This window comes from Aureimonas ureilytica (genome assembly GCF_001475935.1).
Classification (GTDB): Bacteria; Pseudomonadota; Alphaproteobacteria; order Rhizobiales; family Rhizobiaceae; genus Aureimonas; species Aureimonas ureilytica_A.
The window spans coordinates 27,976-50,469 of sequence record NZ_LDQA01000014.1; the positions used below are offsets into that span (position 1 = coordinate 27,976).

Annotated in this window: 27 protein-coding genes; 16 read left to right on the forward strand and 11 right to left on the reverse strand. The window is 62.8% G+C overall.

Annotated features, from left to right (window positions below):
* Positions 1-79 precede the first annotated feature (79 nt).
* From NS365_RS05575 to NS365_RS05595, 5 genes are read left to right on the forward strand one after another with little or no spacing between them, the layout of a single operon-like run.
* Complete coding sequence (locus NS365_RS05575) at positions 80-436, forward strand: hypothetical protein (protein ID WP_153003673.1); 357 nt, start codon at positions 80-82, stop codon at positions 434-436.
* A complete protein-coding gene (locus NS365_RS05580) occupies positions 433-942 on the forward strand; it encodes a hypothetical protein (RefSeq protein ID WP_058599300.1) in 510 nt (169 codons plus the stop codon). Before NS365_RS05575 ends, NS365_RS05580 begins: the two co-directional genes overlap by 4 nt.
* Positions 943-953: 11 nt before the next feature.
* Positions 954-1,175: a hypothetical protein gene (locus NS365_RS05585; RefSeq protein ID WP_058599301.1), complete on the forward strand. Its 222-nt coding sequence runs from the start codon at positions 954-956 to the stop codon at positions 1,173-1,175.
* Between the two features lie 5 nt (positions 1,176-1,180).
* Positions 1,181-1,909: a lysozyme gene (locus NS365_RS05590; RefSeq protein ID WP_244498376.1), complete on the forward strand. Its 729-nt coding sequence runs from the start codon at positions 1,181-1,183 to the stop codon at positions 1,907-1,909.
* Positions 1,906-2,304 carry a dATP/dGTP diphosphohydrolase domain-containing protein gene (locus NS365_RS05595; RefSeq protein WP_058599302.1) on the forward strand — a complete coding sequence of 133 codons (399 nt, stop codon included), beginning with the start codon at positions 1,906-1,908 and terminating at the stop codon, positions 2,302-2,304. Before NS365_RS05590 ends, NS365_RS05595 begins: the two co-directional genes overlap by 4 nt.
* A gap of 124 nt (positions 2,305-2,428) precedes the next feature.
* On the opposite strand, the gene NS365_RS05600 is transcribed toward NS365_RS05595, so the two are convergent.
* From NS365_RS05600 to NS365_RS05625, 5 genes are all read right to left on the reverse strand, one after another.
* Positions 2,429-2,704 (reverse strand): hypothetical protein, encoded by a 276-nt coding sequence (locus NS365_RS05600; protein ID WP_058599303.1) that lies wholly within the window; start codon positions 2,702-2,704, stop codon positions 2,429-2,431.
* The gene (locus tag NS365_RS05605; protein WP_058599304.1) at positions 2,701-3,030 is read right to left on the reverse strand and encodes a hypothetical protein; all 330 of its coding nucleotides are present in this window, start codon (positions 3,028-3,030) and stop codon (positions 2,701-2,703) included. The genes NS365_RS05600 and NS365_RS05605 overlap by 4 nt, the downstream gene beginning before the upstream one ends.
* 79 nt (positions 3,031-3,109) lie before the next feature.
* Entirely contained in the window at positions 3,110-3,538 is a 429-nt protein-coding gene (locus tag NS365_RS05610; RefSeq protein WP_058599305.1) for a hypothetical protein, read from the reverse strand.
* Between the two features lie 14 nt (positions 3,539-3,552).
* Positions 3,553-4,131: a hypothetical protein gene (locus NS365_RS05615; protein ID WP_058599306.1), complete on the reverse strand. Its 579-nt coding sequence runs from the start codon at positions 4,129-4,131 to the stop codon at positions 3,553-3,555.
* A 328-nt stretch (positions 4,132-4,459) separates the two neighbouring features.
* Positions 4,460-4,750, reverse strand: a complete 291-nt coding sequence (locus NS365_RS05625) for a DUF3572 domain-containing protein (protein WP_058599308.1) — start codon at positions 4,748-4,750, stop codon at positions 4,460-4,462.
* Between the two features lie 121 nt (positions 4,751-4,871).
* Between NS365_RS05625 and NS365_RS05630 the strand changes: the two genes are divergently transcribed.
* Positions 4,872-5,066 carry a hypothetical protein gene (locus NS365_RS05630; RefSeq protein WP_058599309.1) on the forward strand — a complete coding sequence of 65 codons (195 nt, stop codon included), beginning with the start codon at positions 4,872-4,874 and terminating at the stop codon, positions 5,064-5,066.
* Here NS365_RS05630 and NS365_RS05635 read toward each other — a convergent pair.
* Positions 5,047-5,679, reverse strand: coding sequence for a hypothetical protein (locus NS365_RS05635; RefSeq protein ID WP_058599310.1), 633 nt, complete (start codon positions 5,677-5,679; stop codon positions 5,047-5,049). The genes NS365_RS05630 and NS365_RS05635 overlap by 20 nt on opposite strands.
* Before the next feature lie 306 nt (positions 5,680-5,985).
* Here NS365_RS05635 and NS365_RS05640 point away from each other — a divergent pair, with 306 nt between their 5' ends.
* The 5 genes from NS365_RS05640 (at position 5,986) to NS365_RS05660 (ending at position 8,578) form a co-directional block, all read left to right on the forward strand.
* On the forward strand, positions 5,986-6,465 hold the full coding sequence (locus NS365_RS05640; RefSeq protein WP_058599311.1) for a Rha family transcriptional regulator: 480 nt from the start codon (positions 5,986-5,988) through the stop codon (positions 6,463-6,465).
* Positions 6,441-6,809: a phage antirepressor KilAC domain-containing protein gene (locus tag NS365_RS05645; RefSeq protein WP_244498377.1), complete on the forward strand. Its 369-nt coding sequence runs from the start codon at positions 6,441-6,443 to the stop codon at positions 6,807-6,809. The genes NS365_RS05640 and NS365_RS05645 overlap by 25 nt, the downstream gene beginning before the upstream one ends.
* Before the next feature lie 103 nt (positions 6,810-6,912).
* Positions 6,913-8,019: a DNA polymerase III subunit beta gene (gene dnaN / locus NS365_RS05650; protein ID WP_058599313.1), complete on the forward strand. Its 1,107-nt coding sequence runs from the start codon at positions 6,913-6,915 to the stop codon at positions 8,017-8,019.
* Positions 8,019-8,369 (forward strand): hypothetical protein, encoded by a 351-nt coding sequence (locus NS365_RS05655; RefSeq protein ID WP_058599314.1) that lies wholly within the window; start codon positions 8,019-8,021, stop codon positions 8,367-8,369. Before dnaN ends, NS365_RS05655 begins: the two co-directional genes overlap by 1 nt.
* Positions 8,366-8,578, forward strand: a complete 213-nt coding sequence (locus NS365_RS05660; protein WP_058599315.1) for a hypothetical protein — start codon at positions 8,366-8,368, stop codon at positions 8,576-8,578. Before NS365_RS05655 ends, NS365_RS05660 begins: the two co-directional genes overlap by 4 nt.
* A 67-nt stretch (positions 8,579-8,645) precedes the next feature.
* On the opposite strand, the gene NS365_RS05665 is transcribed toward NS365_RS05660, so the two are convergent.
* The 4 genes from NS365_RS05665 to NS365_RS05680 all read right to left on the reverse strand — a co-directional run bounded on the left by NS365_RS05665 (position 8,646) and on the right by NS365_RS05680 (position 13,698).
* On the reverse strand, positions 8,646-10,442 hold the full coding sequence (locus tag NS365_RS05665; protein ID WP_058599316.1) for an integrase family protein: 1,797 nt from the start codon (positions 10,440-10,442) through the stop codon (positions 8,646-8,648).
* Between the two features lie 426 nt (positions 10,443-10,868).
* Positions 10,869-11,933, reverse strand: coding sequence for a glycosyltransferase family 4 protein (locus NS365_RS05670; RefSeq protein WP_058599317.1), 1,065 nt, complete (start codon positions 11,931-11,933; stop codon positions 10,869-10,871).
* The gene (locus NS365_RS05675) at positions 11,933-12,751 is read right to left on the reverse strand and encodes a glycoside hydrolase family 16 protein (RefSeq protein ID WP_058599318.1); all 819 of its coding nucleotides are present in this window, start codon (positions 12,749-12,751) and stop codon (positions 11,933-11,935) included. Before NS365_RS05675 ends, NS365_RS05670 begins: the two co-directional genes overlap by 1 nt.
* 71 nt (positions 12,752-12,822) lie before the next feature.
* Positions 12,823-13,698: a glycosyltransferase family 2 protein gene (locus NS365_RS05680; protein WP_244498369.1), complete on the reverse strand. Its 876-nt coding sequence runs from the start codon at positions 13,696-13,698 to the stop codon at positions 12,823-12,825.
* A 357-nt stretch (positions 13,699-14,055) separates the two neighbouring features.
* Here NS365_RS05680 and NS365_RS05685 point away from each other — a divergent pair, with 357 nt between their 5' ends.
* The 5 genes from NS365_RS05685 to NS365_RS05705 all read left to right on the forward strand — a co-directional run bounded on the left by NS365_RS05685 (position 14,056) and on the right by NS365_RS05705 (position 20,195).
* Complete coding sequence (locus tag NS365_RS05685) at positions 14,056-15,402, forward strand: flippase (RefSeq protein WP_058599319.1); 1,347 nt, start codon at positions 14,056-14,058, stop codon at positions 15,400-15,402.
* A gap of 15 nt (positions 15,403-15,417) precedes the next feature.
* Complete coding sequence (locus NS365_RS05690; protein WP_058599320.1) at positions 15,418-16,863, forward strand: hypothetical protein; 1,446 nt, start codon at positions 15,418-15,420, stop codon at positions 16,861-16,863.
* Positions 16,864-16,965: 102 nt separating this feature from the next.
* Positions 16,966-18,111 (forward strand): UDP-galactopyranose mutase, encoded by a 1,146-nt coding sequence (gene glf, locus NS365_RS05695; RefSeq protein ID WP_058599321.1) that lies wholly within the window; start codon positions 16,966-16,968, stop codon positions 18,109-18,111.
* Positions 18,112-18,133: 22 nt separating this feature from the next.
* Positions 18,134-19,210: a glycosyltransferase gene (locus NS365_RS05700; protein ID WP_058599322.1), complete on the forward strand. Its 1,077-nt coding sequence runs from the start codon at positions 18,134-18,136 to the stop codon at positions 19,208-19,210.
* 40 nt (positions 19,211-19,250) lie between these two features.
* Positions 19,251-20,195: a hypothetical protein gene (locus tag NS365_RS05705; RefSeq protein ID WP_058599323.1), complete on the forward strand. Its 945-nt coding sequence runs from the start codon at positions 19,251-19,253 to the stop codon at positions 20,193-20,195.
* Between the two features lie 183 nt (positions 20,196-20,378).
* Here the strand turns inward: NS365_RS05705 and NS365_RS05710 are convergent, their stop codons facing one another.
* Positions 20,379-22,490, reverse strand: coding sequence for a GumC family protein (locus tag NS365_RS05710; protein WP_193753399.1), 2,112 nt, complete (start codon positions 22,488-22,490; stop codon positions 20,379-20,381).
* Between the last annotated feature and the right edge of the window lie 4 nt (positions 22,491-22,494).

Consider the following 22,494-nt stretch of genomic DNA (forward strand, 5'->3'; position numbering starts at 1 on the left):
TATTCGTTCGAAAATTCGAGGATCGGATCCGACTGGCTCGGACTCGATACCGTCTCGACGTGCTGGGGACCGATTCAGCGTGCGCGAATCCGTAAACGTGACTCCGAGGGTGTTCCGCGACGCGATGGACGACATCGCGGTCGAGGCCAGCCTGATGATGAAGAAGCGGGGCATGCGCCTCTGCGACGTCCGCGACCGCATGAAGGTGTCGGACAAGCGGGCGAACGCGATCAGCCGCTACCTGCGGGGCTCGGACCATCCGGTTGGAATCGTCGGAGCCGTCAAACTCGCCGAAGCGATGAAGGTGCCGATCCGCATCCTGGTTGGTGAGGAGGCGGTCCTCCATCCCGAGCGCCCACGTCGCCGGAAGGCACCGCGTCCAGTCTGGGACGGCCAGCTCGCGCTTCCACTCGATATCGTCGAGTACCACCCGTGAGGGTCCTCGCTCTCGATCTCGCGACCAACTCCGGCGTCGCCATCGTCGACGGTGATGCGACCATCGTGTGCACGTCCTGGCCGCTCCTCGACGGCGTCCGCACGTCAGGTCGCCACGCTCCTCCGCTCGACGTCCGTCACGTCCTCGCCGTTCAGTCCCTCCGGAACCGCCTGAAGAGGCTGATCGCGATCCACCGTCCGGACGTCGTCGCCGTCGAGCGCGAGTTCGGCCGGGGCGTCGGATCCCGGCTGCTGGTCGCGCTCTACACCGCCGGCCAGGAAGCCGCCTACGACGCCGGTCTTCCATGCCTCGGCGTCCGGCTCGGCGACTGGAGAAAGCACGTCCACGGGTCGGCCGGCTGGACCACCGACAGATACAAGGACGAGGCGATGCGCTTGGTCCCGGACGCACCCGATGCCGACGCAGCAGAGGCGACCCTGATCGCCCGCTACGTCTCCCAGACCGCCAGATCCACACCTGCCGACGCCCCCTCGGCCAAGCGCTAGAGGAAGGCCGCATGAGGCTCGTCGACGACTACCGCGCCGTTCTGAAGAAAGCTTGGAGCGTCCGCTTCATGGCCGCCGCCTTCGTGTTCTCGGCCCTCGAGATCGCCCTGCCGATGCTCGATGGCCTGCTCCCGATCCCGGCCGGCGCGTTCGCGGCGATGACCGGTCTCTGCACCGGCGCGGCCTTTGTGTCCCGCCTCGTCGCCCAACAGAATCTAGGAGGTCAGTCGTGAGCCTCATGTCCCTCTTCCGGCGGTCGTCGAAGCCCGTCGCTCGCATCTCGCCGGCTGCAAACCAGAACACGAAGCCCAAGGGACGGGTCACGAAGACCCGCCTGGTCGGCGCTGTCTTGGCATCGGCGATCGGCGTCGTGGCCGCGCACGAGGGCCTGCGTACGAAGGCGTACATCCCGATCCCCGGCGACGTCCCGACGATCTGCTTCGGCGAGACCCGCGGCGTCCGGATAGGCGACACGAAGACGGTCGCGGAATGCCATGCGATGCTGGGCCCGAGGCTCCAGGAGTTCGAAACGGCAATCCGGGCGTGTCTCACGAACCCCGACGCGATCCCGGACAAGCCGTACGTCGCCTTCCTCTCGGTGACCTACAACATTGGGTCGGCGGGGTTCTGCGGGTCGTCGATGGCCCGCCTGGCTAACGCCGGTGATCTTCGCGGGGCGTGCGACGCCCTGCTCCTGTGGGACAAATCGAAGGGAAAGCGGATCCCCGGCCTCACCCGTCGTCGTCGGGAAGAACGCGAGATGTGCCTCGCCGGACTGAACGACAACGCAACCCTGACCGCAGACCAGCGTCTTGCCGCCTTCGAGAAAGAGGTCCGCATGGCCCTCTACTACCTCGACCACGACGTCCTGGAGTGCGAACGCTGCACGCACCAGCACAGCGTGTCGACGCTCGACGCCGCGTATACGCTTCGTAGTGCACTGCGCGATCTGGAAGCCTCCAGGTGACCGACGCCGAGATTCCCAAAACCATCGTCGGCCGGACGAACACACCTTCCCTGACACCCGTCCCGTCGACCAGCTTGGCTTGGCTCGCCGAAGCGCATGCCGACGGAGCCCGGAAGTACGGCCCGCTCAACTGGCGCGAGACCCCGATCCCGCTCACGATCTACATCGACGCCATGGTGCGTCACCTGCTCGCTCTCCGCGAGGGTCAGGACTGCGCCCCTGATAGTGGGCTCCCTCACCTCGCCCACGTCATGGCCGGCGCGTCGATCGTGCTTGACGCCGAGGCATGCGGGACGCTGATCGACGATCGTGAGAACGGGAGGATCGATGCCTACGAGTTCACGCTGACGGAGATTGCCCGGATCCGCAGGGCGAGATGTGAACGAGATGCCTAAGGTTTTCGATAACAGTTCCTACCGAAAACTTAACGGCACTCTGAACCGCCTGCGGAAGAAGCTATAAAACTTTGGTTTTTTCTTTATAGCTACCGGCCGGTACATAGGATGCGACCAATCCCGGTTAAGGATTAGCCGCCTGACCACGCCGCCACTTCACGACGTGGACAACCGCCTCGTGTGCGAACACCATCGGATCGGCCGAGATCGCCTCCCGCAGTTCGTCGACCGACCCGTACGGTGCCGGGACTAGGCTGGCGTCACCGTAGACCATCCGCGTCGTCTGCTGTCCGATCGTGACGTCGAACGCCGGGTGGTCGAGGTCGCCGTGATAGACGACGTCGACGCCGGTGGGGAGCGTGATCTGGTACGACCCGTGACTGTCCTGATCGATCGTCATGCCGCGATCCCCGGCCACGTCTTCGCAACGTTGCGCCGATACTGGTGGGCGACCAGGCGGAGCATGCTGTGTGCGCTCGCGCACATGTCTTCGATCACGTGACCAAGCTCCGAGCGGTCCTCGAGGCAGTCCGTCGTGAAAATCGGACCAGCGATCGGGATGACGATGAAGACGCTGTCGCCCGTCCAGACGACGCTCAGATCGTCGGCGCGGTGCGTGAAACCGAGGGCCGTCTCACTGCCGGTGTACGCGTACTGATCCGGCCCTTCCCGTTCGGCGATAGCGATCAGGCGGGCTCGGTTTTTGTCGAACTCTTCGGTCGTCATGACCTTGTCTCCGGTGGATCATTCCACGGCACAAGGATCCTACTGACAGGTTAAAAATCGGAGACCAAAACGCAAATTCTCAATCCAGCCGCCGACAGGTGAGCTTGCTCGGCAGCGGGACTAGGTCGTCGAAGTCGATCATGCTTCCGAACCCCTCCGTCCGGAACTTCGAGACCGAGAAGTCGACGTCGACCACTCGAACCGGCGACACGATGGACTCGGCCTCGACCTCCTTCCGCAGGATCGCCACCACACGCAGTCCGTTTCTGGAGACGAATGCGACGTCCCACCGATCCGCTGGGTCAAAGGCAGGCGCCTCGCGGGTGGACAGAGCGAACCGGAAAACCTGCGTCTCGGGATCGAACTGCATCCGATACCATCCGCTGATCCGGTCCGATCCGTCGTCGCGCTTGTAGGAGCGCTCGCATTCGAGGGTCTTCGGCGCGGCGGTCGCGGCCGAGACCGATGCGGACAGGACAACGAGGCAGGCGGCGAGGATCCGGTACATGGCGCGGATCGACCTTAGAACCTCATGCCATCGAGTTTCTGGCGTTTTGCTGCATCCTCGTCACTCTGCTTCTCCTCCTCATACTTCGCCCTCAGGGCATCCCGCGCCCCGCGATCGAGAAGGTTGTAGAGGACAACGGACTTGGCCCCCACCACGCGTCGACAGTCTAGGGGTCGATCATCGCAGGCATGCACGGTGATCGCCAAGCCCTGACCGCTGGGCCCCGATGCGTCGTCACCGCTGGCGTCGAATGCGTCGCCAAAAGTCGCCGTCAGTGTCTCGGTGTCGAAGGCAACCGGTGGCCCGTAGTGCTCGATCGCCCTCTGCACCACGTCCTTCGGCGACGGGTCATCGGCAGTGAGTACCTGTACGCGAGTCACCTGGACGACCTTGATCATGGTCTCGCCGTCGGTTCGGATCGCTACGCCCCTCTCGGCGTCGTAGCATGAATGTATACCATCGTGGGCCGGCGCGAGTTGGCAGGTGATCTTATTGCGAAGTCCGAGACCGGTCCCAAGAATCTTAAGATCATCTGCGACTGCCGGTGATGCGGCGAGGGAGCCTAGAACCCCCAGTACGACCGTCTTGCGCATGCTCTGCCCCTACCCTCCGCCACATCGATCTGCGCGGGAATCTACCATGGACTACCACGCCCCGCTCGACGCTCGTACTGTCGTCGTACTCCCCGGCGCCGTAAATACGAGCCGCACCCGGCGGCTATGACACATCGGGCATTTCAGCCGGTCAGCGAGCGCGTCGAGTGGGCAGTCGGCACCTCTCGTCCAGACAAGAGTCGCCAGATCAAGTTGATACTTGTGGTGGCATTCCCGGATCGACTTAAGGCCGTCCCGGTTGCCGAACGCGCACCTGACCTCGACGGTCCAGCTTGCTCTCAGAGCCTCGCCAAGCGTCTCGACCATCTCACCAGCCGGCGTCGAGCTTCCGTCGGGCGTTCGAGACTTCGTCCGGCTGTAGAGCAGCAAAGCCGCAGAAGGTCATCAAAGTCGGTTCATGCGCACTGATGAAATCAAGGACACCGACGAAGAAGCTCTGGTGCGAGACAAGCGTTCGAACCTCGTCGGCTTCAATCCCCGTGACGTCTAGAAACCTCTGCATCAGATCCTGATCGGATGCGAGGAACGACAGAGCCTCGATCCCGATCGTCTCCGCATCCTTCCCAGACCTCGTCTTCCGATCCCGCATCTCAAGCATGATCCACTCCTTTCGTCAGGCTGACATGATTCCTATCTGTCAGAACAAAATAGGAACAAATGCTTCCCTGCAAGTCCGGTCGGAGTCATCATTCACGGATCGAATCGCATGGAGATGGACGATGTCGAAGCTCGCAGAACGGATCACCGACCTGTCGTTGAAGGATGACCTCGAGGAGGCGATCGACGACGCATTGCGCGTCACCGGCGGGAACTCAAGGGCGGCCATCGGAGCCTTGATACTGGGTCAGCGAAACCTGCAGGAAGCATATGCAGCCCGGATCTCAGCCGGCTATGTCAAGCGGAAACCTTCCTGACATCATCGGTCAGTCCAGGGATCGCGACACCACGCTTCTCGGCCAGCTTCCTGAGGGTTTCGGCGGTGATCTCGACATGAGCGCCCGCCTTCGGGCGACCGTTCACACCACCGGTTGTCCTCATGTTCTCAAGCGTGATCTCTAGTTCGAACGGCTTCGTCACCTTAAGCCTTTTCTCTCCAGCCCTCGCCTGCAAATCTTGAAGGATGACCAAGGCTGTCCCGGTCATCTCACCTGATTGAATCTTGACGCCAGCAAGTAGGTAAGCCGCCTCCGTCAGCGTGAAGGTTTCCCTCTCCATGATGGAGCGAGGATACTCAGGGTCGTTATCGGACAGGCGCTGTGTGCCCATGTACCAGGCCGCCATGACCCACTGAGCGACGAAGGCCGCCAGTACCAGCGCAATGTAGGACAGAAGGGTTGTAAGCGAGAGCAGCTCGGTCAAGGCGCTCCATTCAAGCTTGGGCATCCCGGATAGCCACTGCCACGCCACCGGCAAGAGCAGGAAGACGGCCTTCCATCCGTCGAAGAATTGAAAGGTGTTCCAGGTTGCTCGCCGCGCCGAGCGCAACAGAACGCCTGGATCGATGTCATCCTTGGGCGCCTTCGCCATGCTCAGATACCTTTCACGTACCCCAAACCCGACCTGCGTCGATCGCTGTGCAGGCGGTCTGATGCGATGTCTCGCGCTCCACCGCAAGACGTCCGTTTCCACGCTAAGTCGTTATCGTGGAAGATGGGATACCTTTTTACGAACGTCTTCCAAGCCGTTGTAATCGCACCATAAAAACGTGCGACAGCTCTTGCGCGCATCCGATTCTTCGACATGTAATTGAGGACCTGCTGATGAAAGCAGACGGCCCAGGGCGGTGTGCTACCACCGACATCCTGGGCCTGACCTCACACATGGATCTGGACCATGCCCAAGGCTCTGAGCACCATAGATCAACTCCCACACCTCCACATCAAGGGGCGTGAGGTTTTCTGTTCGACGCAGGACCTCGCGGTCTACGTCAACAAGACCCACGGCTACGTCTGCCGCGCCGTCAAGGCCGCGATCAAGACGCAGGAGAAGGCCGTCAGACTTGCGGAAACGCAGGGACATCGGGTGCCAGAGGAGGGTCTGTTCAAGTTTGAACACACCCCCTATCAGGGCCAGAACGGCGAGACATACGACGCCTACGACCTGGACCGGAACGCCACGATCGCGATGATCCTCAGCTTCCGTGGTGCCAAGGCGACCATATGGAAGATGAGCTACATCGCGGCGTTCAACCGCATGGAGCAGGAGCTTCTCGATAGGCGCTCCGAGGACCGCACCGGCCTGGTGACCTCAACGATCTCGCTTCGGTGCAGGTCGCCCTGTTGTCGCTCGTGCAGGACAAGCAGAGACTTTTGACGGTCGTCTCCGTGACGCAGGGTCAGTTGGCTGTCGCTGCTCCGAAAGCCGCACAGTGGGACGCATACGGCGACAAAGAAGGCCAGGTCGCGCTGACCGACCTCGGGAGGATCCTCGACTACCCGCCGAAGAAGCTCGTCGATTGGCTCATCGAGAGGAAGGTCCTCTTTCGTCAGACCTCTGGTGCTCCCCTTCGCCCGATCGAAACCTACAGGCGCCGTGGCTGGTTCGTGGTCCGTACGATGGAGATCAACGGCAAAGAGCGCCTACAGACCCTAGTGACGCCCCGTGGGATCCATGAGGTCGCTGCGATGCTCGGGCGCCCGCTCGATATGCTGGGCTAGGTCGACAGGCAGGCCAGCCTGCCGCTGCTCACGCACTGACCGAGCCCGGGGTCTGCTGACTTTTCAGCACACCCCTCTTTTCCTTCCTTCGAAAGTCACGATCATGAAGATCACCGTCGAAAAGTCGGCGCTGCTGGCCGCCCTGACTCCGCTCGCACGCATCGTCGCACGGAAGCCCAACGTCCCCATCCTCGGCAATATCCTGATGCAGGCCGCCGACGGAAAACTGACCGTCATCGGCACTGACCAGGACCGCGAGGTCTACACCGACGCACCCGCCGAGGTCACGATCGCGGGCGAGGTCACCCTGCCCTGTCACACGCTCTTCGACTTCCTCCGGAAGGTCGATTCCGGGTCCGTCTCGATCGAGGTCGAGGACGGCGGCGGTCGCGCCAAGGTCGTCGCCGGCAGGGCCCGCGTGACGCTTCACACCCTGCCCACCGCGGACTTCCCCAACATTGCGGAAAGCGCCGCGACCTCGACCTTCTCGATGCCGGCCCGTGACCTGCGTCGCCCGATCGAGCGCGTCGCGTACGCGCAGAGTCAGGAGGAAACGAGGTACTACCTGTGCGGCGTCCACGTCCACGTCGCCGATGGAGACCTCGCCTTCGTGGCTACGGACGGCCACAGGCTCGGCCGCTCGACGATCCCGGTTCCGAACGGTGCCGAGACCCTCCCGCCGATCATCCTGCCCAGCGAGACCGTGGCCGAGCTTCTAAAGATTCTCGACGTCGAGGCCGAGGCGACGGTTGAGGTCAACGACCGGATGGCCCGCTTCACGGCCGGTCCGGTGACGATCGTCTCGAAACTCGTCGACGGAACGTACCCCGACTACAGGCGCGTCATTCCGTCCGGACACGACCGCACCCTGAAGGTGTGCCCCAAAGACCTCCTCGGAGCCGTGGAGCGCGTCGCCACGATCACCAGCGAACGCGGGAGCCGTGTCACGCTGACGATCGGCGAGGACGGAGTGGGACTGGCGACGCGGTCACCCGAGGCGGGCGACTCCAGCGATCACCTCGAGGCCGTGGAGTTCGAGGGGGACCCGATCAAGATCGCCTTCAACAGCAAGTACGTGACGAACCTCCTGAGTGCCATCGAAGGCGAGGTGGTCGAGTGGAGGATGACGGATCCCGGCGCGCCGGTCGTCATCCACGATCCGTCCGAGATCCAGACGCTCCGCCTCCTCATGCCGATGGGGGTCCAGTGATGTCGCAGGCCACCTTCCAGATGGCGTTCCCCTTCGGGGACGTCGCTCCGACCAAGGCTCCGCCGCCCACAATCGACGATCGCGCCACGGGTATGGTCGTCGAAGCGCTGCGATCCATCATCCGGCCCGGCGCCCCGTTGCCCTTCCACTCCATCGTGTCGTCGCGCATCCGCAAGGGTGCGACGGGCGACATCGCCGAGGCCGACGTCATACTGTTCGACGACGAGCCGGCCTCTTTCGAGTGCCAGAGGATCGGTCGCTTCGACGACGCGTGGATGACGTACTGGAGCCAGTTGGACGGCGAGCCGATCGAGTACGTCGACAGCGCGTGGCGGAGGGCGAGGTCATGAGCCGCCTCACCTCGCCTGCCAACCTCAGCGGCGATCCCGTCGACGACGCGCTCGCCCAGTTCGGCGGCGACGCCAGGGCCTGCATCGCCGACCTACTACGGTATGTCGGTGAACTCGAACGCGAGAACCTTAGGCTCCAGGTCGCGTGCACGATCGCGAACGAGGACACTAGCCACGGTTACGTGCGCGGGGCGAAGCAGGTCCTCTGAGCCGCCTAGGTGTCAGCATCTGAGCCGCTATGGGAATTCCCATAGCGGCTTTTCGTCGTCTGGATCGTCACTCCGCGGCCTCGAAATCCGGCAGGGGCAACCCCTTCTCACGATCCGCCCATGCCTGCCTGACTTCCTTCCACCTCTTCAGCGCGCTGGCGACGACGCCGGCGAGATCGGGCCGTTCCGAGATGTCGTGACCGGCGACGATCCGGTGCGCGACAAGATGTTCGATGTCCGGCAGTCGAAGGGCATGGAGAGCCGCTTCGTCGCTGATGTGGCCCGTCCGATGGTCCTCGAAGACGCGCTGGATGATGGTGGTGTCCTCAGCCGAGGCCGACTCTTCGGTCTCGCGAGCCGTCCTGATCTTCGCCATGGCGTTCTTGTGCCGTCTGGACTCCGAAAGCTTCGGCGTCTTCTGATGCGAACGTCTGCGCTCCTGGAGCTTGCTCTTCCCGGCGACCGGATCGTAGCTGTCGATCGCATCCGCAGTGGGCTTCTCGATCGCCTGGACCCACTCCCGAAGGATCCTCGCCTTGACCTTCAGGAGCTGTGCGAAATCGTAGTGGAGATCCGTCGAACCGATCCGCCCTTCCCTGTGGTCCAGGATCAGCTTCACCATCAGCTTCCTGTTCGCGATCCGACTGAAGACGGCCTCGGCGTCGAGGTCGTCGTCATCGTCATCCTCGTCATCCTCCATCCCGTTGATCACGGACGTGAAGGCATGACGCAGGCGATGCGGGGAAACGTCCGCGGAATAGCTCATCCCGTGAGACAGGGCGCTCAATGAGATGTGTCCGGGATCGGGGTTCTCGGTGGTACGCTTGCCCGTCCGGATCTCCGGGAAGAGGTACTCCGATCCCGACTGCTTCGAGATCTCGATAGCCTCGTGGACGATCTCGAGGGACCGGCCGAACAGGGGGATGGCATGACCCTGCCGAAGCTTCATCCGCTCACCGGCGATATCCCAGTACGGCCGGCGCCCGTCGAGCATCATCTCGTCCACGCGAGCACTTGCGATCGTCTGTCTTCTCTGCAGGGTCAACACGACGAACTCGGCGGCGAGTGACGTCGTCGGGTGCAGCACTCCGGATCTGGCCACAGCGATCGCCAAGCCCACGCCGGGCAGACCCGGCACTCGCACGGTGGAACCCCTCGGCCTGTCCTCGGGTCGTTTCGGGGGCTTGAGGCCGATCATGACGTTGTGCTCGACGCCGGACGCCTTCGAGTTCTCATCGTCGGACAGGAAGCCCCAGAACATCCGCATCTGGGTGCACAATTGCTCGGCACCGGAAAACTTCTTCGCCCTGCCCATCTCGGAGACGATGGCGGCGACGGTGCGCCTGTCGATATCCACGATCGACTTCCCGACGAGCGCCTTCCGGACATGCGGCCCCATGAGCGTCTGGCGGTACGACCGCCGGCTTCCGAGCCGCCGCACTCCATCGCCCAACGACGCGATGTAGGCGTCCACGCCTTCCTCGTACAACCACGTCTTCGCACGGACACGGGACATGGTCGCGACCGGAGACGGCTCGGGTCGCAGACCCAGGGCGACATACTGACCGTCGAGCCATCGAAGATCCAAGTCGTAGCCGGCCTTGACCCTGTCGATCCCGGCCCCCGCGATCCTCCTGGCGTCGGCCAGGCCCAGTGTTGGCGGCGATCCGATCTTGAACTGGTTCCTCTTCCCGTTGCTCATCACCGAGATGCGCCAGGAGGCCCCTCGCTTGCTCTGACGAAGGTACAGACCCGGCTGCTGCAGATCCGAGAACTCGGTATCCCCAGGCTCACGGACGATCTGATCGACACGGGCGGCTGTCAGCCTGGTCGGCGGCGTCTTGGTTTTCGATTCGGAAGGCACGGGTCGATCCTGGTGGCGCGGGGAAATGCGGGGAAACACCCACTCACTGCCATTCTAGGCCCACTTTTCGGACTCGCTCGCCCGAAAGTGCTGTATCGCAACGGTTTCAGAGGGTTAGGTTAACGACCAGTACGGATTCGATTTCGGATTCGAAGTCTGTGCACACTATTCGTAATGATGGGGTCAGGTGTTCGAGTCACCTAAGCGGCACCATATATCCCAAAGATTTATATATTTCTTCTGCCTTTAGAGCTTGAATTAGCCTGCGATCTGAATACGCACGGCAGTAGGGCTATGGCCGGCAGCCGACCTCGATGTTGCTGATCGGCTGACTTTCTTCTCCGGATTCGAAGCCGAGGCGCTCACACCGTCGCGAGTTCCGACTCGCTGGATTTTTGCGGCGCCTGCTTCTTAAGACGAGGCCGGCTATGCCGGCTCGCTCATCAATCCCGTATAAAGACGATCATGCTCCTGCCACAGATGATCCACGCCGAAGCGTTCGATGCCGTCTTGTGAGCGTTGCTTCATGTCGCGCAGATGATCGGGGTCGGTCAGCAGACGCTCGATGGCTTGCGCGAAGGCAGCGGTGTCGCGCGGTGGGACGAGAATGCCGGCGCGGCCACCGTCCAGAATCTCAGGGATACCCCCCACATCCGATGCGACGATGGCGCAGCCGGCTTGCCGGGCCTCGATATTGACGAGCCCCATCGGCTCGGCATGGGAGGCGAGAACGAAAATGTCAGCGCCGCGCAGGATGCGGCCTGGGTCTTCCAGCGAACCGTGAAAGACGATGCGCTCGCCAAAGCCTGTCGCGGCGGCTCGGCTCTCGAGAGCCTGCCGGTCTGGGCCGTCACCGACGATATGCAATTCACAAGGATGGCGACCCGCAAGCGAAGCAAAAGCGTCGATGATCGTATCGACGCCTTTGCGACGATGCAGGCCACAGACCGTGCTGAGCACCGGCACCGAACGGCTCCAGACGTCCTTCGAGCCGAACATGCGCATCCTCGCGCCGCCGAGCGTCGCGTTGACGATCGTCGCGAGCTGCCGCTCCTTGAACCCGACCGATAGCAAGGCGGCCCGCTCGGCCTGGCTGACCGCGACGACGCGGTCGCCGAGCCGCATGATTCGAGCGTGGGAATCGAAGGAATTGTGAACGGTGGTGACCAGCCGCGCCCGGCTGGCGCGCGTCGCGAGATAGCCGAGCACGGCGCCCGACATCATATGCGCGTGCACGATGTCGATCCGCTCCCGCCGGATGAGGCGACGCAACTGCGCCACGGAACCCAGCAACTGCTGCGGACGACGTGTGCGCTGCACCACCGTGACATGCGTGACGCCGGATGCGGCCAACGTGGGCTCCAACTCGCCGCCTTCCGATCCGTAGAAGACCGTATCACCCGTTTCGGCCTGCACACAGGCGAGATCAACGGCGAGATGGACATTCCCATGTCCCATTCGGCAATGATTGGCGAGATGGAGAACGCGCATCAGTTCGGCTTCTTTGCGTAGATGCGGACATAGTCCACGAGGAGACGCGAGGGATCGGGCGTATTTTCGATCGAGAAGCCGCTCCCCAAGGCGAGATTGACCAGCGGGAACAAGGGCTGGGCGAATTCCGGCGGCGTGTCGAACGACCAGTAGGCGACGCCGTCGAGATAATAGGTCGTCTTGTCCTTCTCGATCATTACGCCGAACGTATGGAAATCCTTCGTCAGGTCGATCCCGGTCTGCTGCATGTGACCGATATGCTTCTCGGGCGATTTTCCATCCATCTGCCAAAGATGGTAATAGCTCTGGAATTTCGTCGGCTCGTGGCCGTAGAACTCCATCACATCCACTTCCACAGCGTATTTCGAGCGCTCTGTTCCCATCAGCCAGAAGGCCGGCCAGACGCCCTCGCCCGCCGGCAGCTTGGCGCGCATTTCGAAATAACCATAGGTCTGCGCGAAACCATGTCCCTTCAGGTCATGGCCCGACAGAAGACCGCTTTCCCATTTTCCGTTGGCGTTGCGCGCCGCCGTGATCGTCAGGATACCGTTTTCGGTGGTAAAGGGAAAACCCGGGCGCGGATCGACAAATTGCGCGTCTCCGAAATCACCATGCCAGGGCGTATGCGCGATCCAGCGTGTTGTTGGTCCCCAAGCGGACACGTCGATCGTATCGAACTCATCCGCAAAGGTGATGTCGTATTGGCTGAGGTCGAGCTTCTGCTCTTCCGCACGGGCCGGCGTGCCGAGGACGGCGGCCAGCGTACCGACAACCAGAAGAAAGCGCGTCGCCAGACGCTGTAGGCGGTGGGGTCGCATCGTCTGTCCTTATGCTGGGCGAGTGCGCCGAACCAAGATCGGCGCGCCACGCGCGGGGTCTTGCCGTGCGATCAGAGCGAAAGAATGTTCCGGGGATGAATGCGTCCGCGCAGGAGATCGGCTACCGCCAGAAGGTTGCCCTTCACGCGGCCCTTGCGATCGACCCAAGGCTCGGGCCTACCCATCTTGGCGACATTCGCCGCGATATTGCGCAGAGCCTGACGGGCGGCGAGATCGGGTCGCATGGTGCGCTTGCGCATGAGATACCAGGGATTGGCGATCTGGGAATATCCCAGCCTGACGCCCGAGCCGCGTCCGCGCTTGACGCCCATGTGAACGCCGCGCAGGCGCGTCGACGAGACGAGACGCCCATGCGCCGCCAGCCGCCGGCTGAAATCGACATCTTCCAGCCAGGCGTAAAGCGGCATTTCGGCATCGAAACGGAGGCTGTGTCGCTCGGCTGCCTCCAGGCGCACGGCCATGTTGCAACCATAACCATTATAAACAGGCTCGATCCGTTCGGGCACATCGTCACGATCGGCCGCGAGAATGGCGAGGGATTCCTCCACGCTCAAACCGGGCCCCGGCGCGCCATCGGCCAGAACCGTGCCCGTGGCCATGACCACATCCTGACGCGACTGGAAGAGCCGGGACAATTCCGAGATATAGTCGGCGCGCAGGAAGAAATCATCGTCCATGAACAGGAGCACGCCGTCCCGCTCCATCGACAGCCGATCCATGATGGCGTTGCGCTGGACGCAAGCGCCGGGCGTCGAATGAACCCGCTCCACCTCGAAGGGCAGTGTCTCACTTGGCGGAAAGTTCAAGTCCTCCTCGCGGGCGGGACAGACGAGAACGCGCGCAGGCGGAGTCTCCTGACGCGCCAGATCGCGGAGCACCTCGTTCAGGATCGGCGCACGACCCGAGGTGGCGATCCCGATATACACGGGCAACTTCGATCCGACTACCAAGCTCGCGTTCCTGTCCATCATACTCATGAACTAACCGTTCGAAAGCGCGGCGACTGCCAGCCGTCGCATACAAAGACACTGCCTCGAACCGCCGATCACCATATTCTCGCCATACAAACGCCACCAGTCATTAAGGACAACAAGCAACGATCTGAATTGATATGAATCTTAATTGGATTTTTTTGCACTGCGGCAAGGCCTGAACCGATTTTCTTGCTGGACGCTGACGGAAAGTCAATGCATAGTGACTTTCATTGCCGGTTTTTCGTGCAGTGCAGCAAGCCGCCGTTCGACCGATTTCGCTGAGCCCACCGAATGGTGAGGAGATTTCGTATGCCCGGCCTGGACTTCCTGCGTCGCAAACCGTCCAACTCGGCGGCGGAGGCGGTTCCGCCTGCGGGCGGTCATGCGCGCGCGGGCCTGATCGGCAATATCACCGCACTCGGCTTTCTCCAAATCTCTGCCTATGTGCTGCCTCTGGCGATCGCCGCCTATACGACGCGCGTTCTGGGCGTGGCGGACTGGGGCCATGTCGCGCTGACGCAGATGGTTCTCAGCTTCTTCTGCCTCGTCGTGTCCTGGGGTTTCTCCTGGAGCGCGACGCGCAAGATCGCGGCGATCGGCGACGATCCTCATGAAGTCTCGCGGGTGGCGATCGCGACCATCGCGGGTCAGGTGATTCTGGCCGGCCTCATGGGCGCCCTGCTTCTCGTGTTGATTGAAACCGTTCCCTTCTTTGCCGACGCCGCCCCCTTCTACGCCTGGGGTCTTGTGGTCATCGCCGGCACCGCCCTGTTCCCCAACTGGCTGCTGCAGGGGCTGGAACGGATGAAGGCCTTTTCGGCCATCCAGATCGGCGGTCGAATTCTGACGCTCGTGCTCATCATCCTTCTCGTCCATGCGCCGGATGATGCGCCCTTGATCATCGCCATCCAGGGCACGGTTTCTCTGGTGGCGGGCTTCGTCAGCGTCTGGCTGCTGCATCGCGACGGCATTCTGATCTGGAGCCGGCCGAGCGCGCGAGACATCTTCGAAGAGATCAAAGAGGGCTCGGCGATCTTCCTGTCGACCACGGCGATCGGCATTTATGTGAATCTGACGCCCGTGATTCTGGGCTTTCTGGCAGGCCCCGTGGCGGTCGGGCAGTTCGCTCTCGCCGACCGCATCCGGCAAGCCGCCCAATCGGTGCTTCAGCCCGTTTCGACCGCTCTTTTCCCGCGCATCAGCCGTCTCGTGGCGTCCGATCCGCGCTCGGCCGCGCCGCTTCTGAAAATTTCCGGCATCGGCCTCGTGGTGATCTCGACGGGCATTACAGGTGCGCTTTGGGTTCTGGCGCCGCAATTCGTGGTGTTGATCGGCGGACAGCAGTTCGCGGCGGCGGCCGAGGTCCTGCGCTGGCTGGCCTTCCTGCCTGTGGTCATGTCCTTCTCGACCTTTCTCGGCCTTCAGATCCTTTTGCCCAACAAGCGCACCAAGGCCTTCAACACGATTCTCGTGAGCGGCGGCATTCTGAGCCTCGTGATCATCGCACCGCTGATCAAGACCTTCGGCCCCGAAGGCGCAGCGATGACCCTTTTGATCGTGGAAGGCTTCGTATCCCTGTCCATGGTGATCTACGTCCTCAAGACGGGCTATTTCCGGGGGCATTGGCATACGGGCCTCGCGGCCGCATCGGCCTGATCCGGCGCGGCGTCCATGTCGGCTCTCGTTCTCGCTCTTTTCTGGCTTCTGGCGCTGCTGGCCTTCGTTCGGGGCGTGCCCGCCCTCATCGTCCTGTTCTTTTGCGCCGTCCCGTTCGGATCGCTGGCGGCGGTGCCGCCGGCCATGACGGGCGGCTTGACTTTCACCCCCCTGCCGATCGTGGCGGCGCTCCTGTCGCTGCGCATCCTTCTCGCGCCAGGGCAGGCGGCGAACCTCCTGAGCGGAGTGCTGCACGCACGGCCGCAGGCGCTGCTCTTCACCTTTCTCCTCGTCTGCATCGTCAGCACTCTGCTCATGCCGCGTCTGTTCGCGGGGCAGATTCTCGTCGTGCCCGTGCGCGCAATCGAAGGGCCGATGGCGCCGCTGGCTCCCAGCACCCAGAACATTTCGCAGCTCGCCTATCTCGCGATCTCGGTCATGACGACGCTGACCGCCTCGGTCGGCTTGCGAAGCGCGCGCGTGCGCGCCGTCGTGCCGCGCGCGATCCTTGCCGGCTGCCTCGTGACGGTTGGAACCGGCCTTCTCGACTACGCCAGCAATTTCGTTCCGCTGGATGCCATTCTCGACGCGTTCCGAACCGCCACCTATGCGCTTCTGGTGGATGCCGAGGTTCTGGGCGCGCGGCGGGTCGTCGGCCTGATGCCGGAAGCGTCTGCCTTCGGCAGCACCTGCGTCGTGCTTCTGGCGCTGCTGTATTTCGCACGCCGCGCCTTTCCGGTCTCCGATCCGATGCGCCTTCTCTCGCTGCCCGCCTGCGGCGGGCTCGCGGTCTTCGCGATCATGTCCTCGTCCTCGGCGGCTTATGTCGGACTGGGTGTCTTCCTGGCCTCGGTCGGGCTAGAATGGATCTGGCGTGTCATGCGCTTCGATCAGGACACGATGAACGCAATCCGGGTGGAAGCGCTGATCGGTCTGCTCGCGCTGGCGGCGATTGCGGCCTTGTTCCTGCTCCAGCCCGCCCTGATCGATCGAATCGCCTTTATTCTGGACGATCTCCTCGTCTCCAAGACCAGTTCGAGCTCCTTCGAAGAGCGCAACATGTGGACGCGCACGGCGTGGGAGGCCTTCGTCTCGTCCTGGGGTCTCGGAATCGGAGTCGGTAGCTCGCGAGCTTCGAACTTCTGGGTTGCGCTGGCCAGCAACACGGGCCTTATCGGCGTCGTGCTTTATGGTGGATTCGTGCTGGCCTGCTATCTGCGCCGCCGGCCGAAGCGGGACGGGCAAGCCGCCGCACTTCTGACGGCCGGTCGCTGGGCGCTTCTGCCCGGCTTCGCCATTGGCATCCTGATCGGCACCAGCCCGGATTTCGGTTCACTCACCGGAATGACGATGGGTGTCATGCTGGCGGCCGGGCGCTCGCGCTACGAGACATCGCCCGTCGTAATAGAGTCGGATCGAAGCGACCATTCGACCGAGCAGTCCGAAATATCAATTGCTTAAAACTGTCTCTGATGCCGTTTTATTGGGATATTCAATATTCCATCCTTGACTAAGAGTAACGACGATGTTGCTTTGCACCATCGCAGCGAGAAGAGCGGATTCATGCACTCCACCAGTCAGCCCAAATGGGTCATTGTCGGCGCGGGCTTCACAGGTGCCGTTCTAGCGGAGCGCATCGCCGGGGTTCTGGACCAGAAGGTTCTGGTGATCGACAGGCGCGATCACATCGCCGGCAACGCCTATGATTATCCCGGCGCCTACGGCGTTCTGATCCACAAATACGGCCCGCACATCTTCCATACGAACAGCGAGGCGATCTGGACCTATCTGTCGCGCTTCACGGAATGGCGGCCCTATTTCCATCACGTGCTGGCGCATGTGGATGGGCGCTACACGCCGATTCCGTTCAACCTGAACACGCTAACCGACCTTTTCCCGGCCAGGATGGCCGAGCGCCTGAGCGATGCGCTGATCGGCGCCTATGGCTACGGCACCAAGGTTCCCATTCTGAAGATGCGCCAGGATGGCAATCCCGAACTCACCTTCCTCGCCGACTACGTGTATTCGCGCGTTTTCGAGAATTACACGTTCAAGCAATGGGGCATGAAGCCCGAGGATCTCGCGCCATCCGTGAGCGCGCGCGTGCCGGTGCATGTCAGCCGCGACGATCGCTATTTTCAGGATCGCTTCCAGGCCATGCCGGTGGATGGCTACACCGCCATGTTCAAGCGGATGCTGAATCATCCCAATATCGACGTGTCACTGAACACCGAATACGAGGCCGTTCGCGAGCTTTATCCGGACGCCAAGGTCGTCTTCACCGGCCCGATCGACGAGTATTTCCGCTACCAGCATGGGGCCCTGCCCTATCGCAGCCTGCGCTTCCGCCTCGTCGAAACGCCGGAGAGCATGGTTCAGCCGGTCGGCACCGTGAACTACCCCAACGAATTCGGCTTCACGCGCATCACCGAGTTCAAGCATTTGACCGGGCAGAAGGGCGAAGGCTCGGTTCTGGTCGAGGAATATCCCGAGGCCTATGTGCCGGGCACGAACGAGCCCTATTATCCAATCCCGACGGAAGGCACGTCGCAGGCGCTTCAGCCCTACCAGCAGATGGCGCGCGACCTGTCGGGCAAGGTCTGGTTTGCCGGGCGTCTGGGTGACTACGCCTACTACAACATGGATCAGGCCTGTGGCCGGGCTCTCGCCCTGTTCGAAAAGCAGCTCGCCCCAGCGAGCGTCGGTTGATCGGCGGGGCTCGGAGGCATTGATGGCAACGGTTTCGGTGGTGATGGCGACCTACAATGGCGCCCGGTACATATCGGCCCAGCTGGAAAGCCTCCGCGCCCAGACGCATCTGCCTTCCGAACTGATCGTCGGCGACGACGGATCGAGCGACGCGACACTCGAGATCGTCGCCGCCTTCGCGGCCTCCGCACCCTTTCCGGTTCGCATCCAGAGAAACGCGATGCGGCTTGGCTATGGCGAGAATTTCCTCACCAATGCCAAGCTTGCGACGGGCAATTACGTCGCCTTCTGCGATCAGGACGACGAATGGGCGCCGGAGAAGCTCGCGACCTGTTTGGCGCATCTTGAGCGCGAACAGGCGGTGATGTGCGTTCATGCCGCCTCGCTGATCGATGGCGAGTCGCAGGAAATCGGCACGTTCGACCAGGGGATAACGGGCTTCGAGATTCGCCCGACTTTGTCTCTGGAGCCTTGGGACGTGTTTTTCGGGCTGACGCAGGTCTTCCGGCGCGATCTTCTCGACCTCATCCCGTCCGACCGGCGCGGCCTCGACAATCACGCGGTCGGCTCGCCTTTGTCGCATGATCGCTGGATTCACTTCCTCGGCGACAGTTTCGGCAAGACCGTGATTCTGCCCGACCGGCTGGTGCGCTATCGCCAGCATGGGAAGAACGCTTATGGCGGCTTGCGCAAGGGGCTGCTTCTGCGCCTGCGCGGCAAGCTCGTCGCCTCCGCCGAGATCATGGACATGCACCATGGCATCGCCGCGCACCGCGTGAGCCTCCTGCGCGAGGCAGAAGCGAACGCCTCGGATGCCGGGACCAGAGCCCATGCGCGGGCGGCAGCCGCGTATTGGCAAGGTCTCGCCGACCTCTACCGCGATCGTAGGGAGGTCTATCGCGCGCCGCGTCTTGGCGAACGCCTTGCGGTCTTCCGCCGCCTCCGATCCGCCAAGGCCTATGAAGCGGGCGCGGGATTGGGCGGCAAGGTTCTGGTGAAAGACTTCTTCCTTGGCGTGTGCCGACTGCCGGTCGATGCGATCACGCCCAAGGACCACCACACGGCGACGGTGGCAACGCCGCCCTCTCCGCAAAAATGATTCCCACCTTTTCGATACACTGCCCTTTCGGAGCCTTTGCATGACTCGTTGCGCCTATGGAAAGATCGCGGTTCTCGCGCCGTCGAACGTCCAGACGGGCGGACCGGAGCTCCTGCATCAGCTTGTCCACGAAATCCGGCGGCAGGGCGGTGACGCGTATATTCATTACGTGCCGGACCCGGAAGCGCCGGTTCCCGAGCGCTATCGGATCTACGATACGCCGCCTATGAAGAAGCTCACGCTCGGCAAGAACGATTGCCTCGTGGCGCCGGAAACCATGGTCCGGCAGATCCCGCTTTTCTCCAAGGCCGAGCGGTTCATCTGGTGGCTAAGCTTCGACTTCTTCTTGTCGCAGCGCAGCGGCCCGCAGCGTCTGGCCGCCAACACCTACAAGCGCTCGCTGGTGAAGGCGCAGTCCTTGTCGGGCACCAAGCATCTTTTCCAGTCCCACTACGCGCGGGCACGCCTTGAGCGCTGGGGGGTGTCAGGCGGCATTCTGTCGGACTATCTCTCGGTCGCACCGGCCAAGGCCGACGCGCCGGCCCGAGAAGACATCATTCTCTACAATCCCAAGAAGGGCCTGCCGATCACCGAGCGGCTGCAACGCGCTCATCCCGGCCTCACCTTCAAGCCTATCATCAACATGACGAAGGCCGAGGTGGAGGACGCCTTCGCCCGCGCCAAAATCTACATCGATTTCGGCGAGCATCCCGGCAAGGACCGCCTCCCGCGCGAGGCCGCCTCGCTTGGAACCGTGGTGATCGCAGGCCAGCGCGGCTCGGCGGCCTTCGCAGAGGACATGCCGCTGGAAGACCGCTACAAGCTCGCCATCGATCCGTCGCTGGAAGCCAAGTTCGGCGCTCTCGTGGCGCAGGTCTTCGGTGATTTCGAGACCCATTTGAAAGCGCAGCAGCCCTATCGCGACTTCATCGCGGGCGAGCGGGACATGTTCTCCGAGCAGGTCCGCGCGGCGTTTTTCCGCTGACGATCAAACCATAGTCTTTGCCCTACGAAAGAAGCGGCCGATGCCCAGCGCATCGGCCGCTTCTTTCGTTCGGACATTGCGACAGCGCTCAACGGCGACACGCCATCGGTTCGAAACGAAAGAGCCCTCCGACCCGGCATTCGGGGCGAAGGGCTCGAACCGTTCCAAACAGTGGTCGGACGATCAAACGACCTTGCTGAGATCCGCCTCGTCCAGCACGACGCCGGAGCATTTGGCACGCAGCCCATGCACCGAGCGAATGGCTTCCGTCAGCGACTGGCGCGGAATGCTGCCCCACCGGGCCAGCACGATGAAGCGATCGACCGAAGGCAGCAGCGCCGAAACATGCAGCGCCTGCTCTAGCGAGGTGCTTTCGATCACGACGCGATCGAAGCGGCCGGACAGGCCGGACACGCTGGAACCTAGCGTTTGAACGCCCGTGCGATTGGCCGACTGGCTGAGAACCGGCAGATTGCCTGCCGGAATGACCGTGGGGTTCTGGTGGCTGCCGGGCTCGGCGACGAGAGAGCGCGCGCTGTGCCGCGCCAGCGCGCCCGCCGCCGGTGTCGAAGCACGTTCGGGATTGCGCGCGATCAACAGCACTTCATGGCCGAGTTTGGCCAATTCGTCGGCATAGGCTTTGGCGATGAAGGACTGGTTCTGGGCCTTGTCGTTTTCGAGCGGCGTGATCGCGATGACCATAGGCTCCAGGCGCATCGCGTCCGTCGCCACCAGAAGGCGCTGAAGCGTTCGGTCGAGAATACGATCGGCCTTGTCAGGAGACACGCCGCCAAGAAGACCGGCCTTCTGGCTGAGCGCCGGAATAAAGCCGAGGAAGGGCACGCCATGCGCTTCCACGTCCGCGCGCCCGCGCAGCGAGCGGTCGAAGAACTCGCGCCCGACGCCGACGGCCGCGCCAAGGGCCCCACCCAGCACGAGCGAAAGCGCCATGACGATCTTATATTTCGGGAAAAGCGGCGAGTCCGGCTGGACCGCTGTGGTGATGATGCGCGCTGTGTCGATCGGCAGAGAGCGCTGCTGGATCAGTTCCTGATAGCGATCGAGATAGTTCTGGTAGAGCGACTGGTAGGACTGCGCCCTCTGCTCCAGCGTGCGCAGCTGGACCATGGTGGAGCTGACGCCCTCACTCTTGGCGGTTGCCGCATCGACATTCTTGTTGATCGCCGCGAGTTCGGATTGGCTGCGAGCGAGCTCGGCCTGGTAGGCGTCGAGCGTGCGCCGAGCCTCGGCACGGATTTGGTCGGCCAGACGCTCTTTCTCGGCCGTGATAGCCTTGGCCTGCGGATTGTCTGCGCCCCAGCGCGCGATCACCGCGCGCTCTCTCTCGGCGGCGAGAAGGTAGTCGCTGGCGATATCGCTGGACGAATTGGCACTGTTGCTGCTGCCGCGCTGGCGCAGACCAATCAGGGTCTGAACGTTTCCGTCCTTGATCGCAGCGGAATAGATCTCCACCTGAGCCTGCGCCGCCGACACGCTGGCACGCGCGTTGATCAGTTGCTGGTTCAGGCCTTCGAGTTGCTGATCGGTCACCAGACGCCCATCGGCCGCGACCAGCCCATTTTCGGCGCGGAAGCGCGTGACGGCTTCGGCGGCTTCGCGCGAACCACGACCGATTTCCTCGATGCGGACTTCCAACCATTTGCTGATGCGGCTCAGGCCGTCGAGGCGCCCCTCGACCTGATCGGCCAGGAAGGCCTTGCCGTAGGCATCCGCCACTTCGCGGGCCAGCGTCGAGTCCGAGGAATCGAAGCCGATCTCGATCACATAGCTTCGCGCGATGCGGAAGACGGCTAGGTTGGATTGCAAATAAGCGATAGCGCGCTCATCCGCGCTTTCGGCTTCCTGGGGCGTTTCGGTCTTCGGCTCGCTCCTCGAGAAGAGCGAACTCAGCGAGGACAGAAGGCCGTGGCTTTTGTGCATCTCATCGACGCGGGCGCCGAGGTTGAGATCCTTGACGACACGCTCGGCAATGCTGCGCGATTCGATCAGCGCGATCTGCGTCGCGATATATTCGTCCGCCTCCCCCAGCGCGCGTCGATCGCGATCGGCCTGCATGAAGTTCGGCGGCTCGGAGAACAGAAGCCGGATCTGCGAGCGATAGGTCGGTACGGTGTTGAGGAGAATAATCGCTGCCAGAACCGCCGCCACGCCCGCGCCGATCGCAACGAGCAGGATCTGCCGCCGAACGAAACCGAACAGGCGATACAACTCGTCGCGCAGATTGCCCGCGCGGCCTTCGCGCACGCCGGCGCCACTGAGGGGCGGAAACTTCATTTCC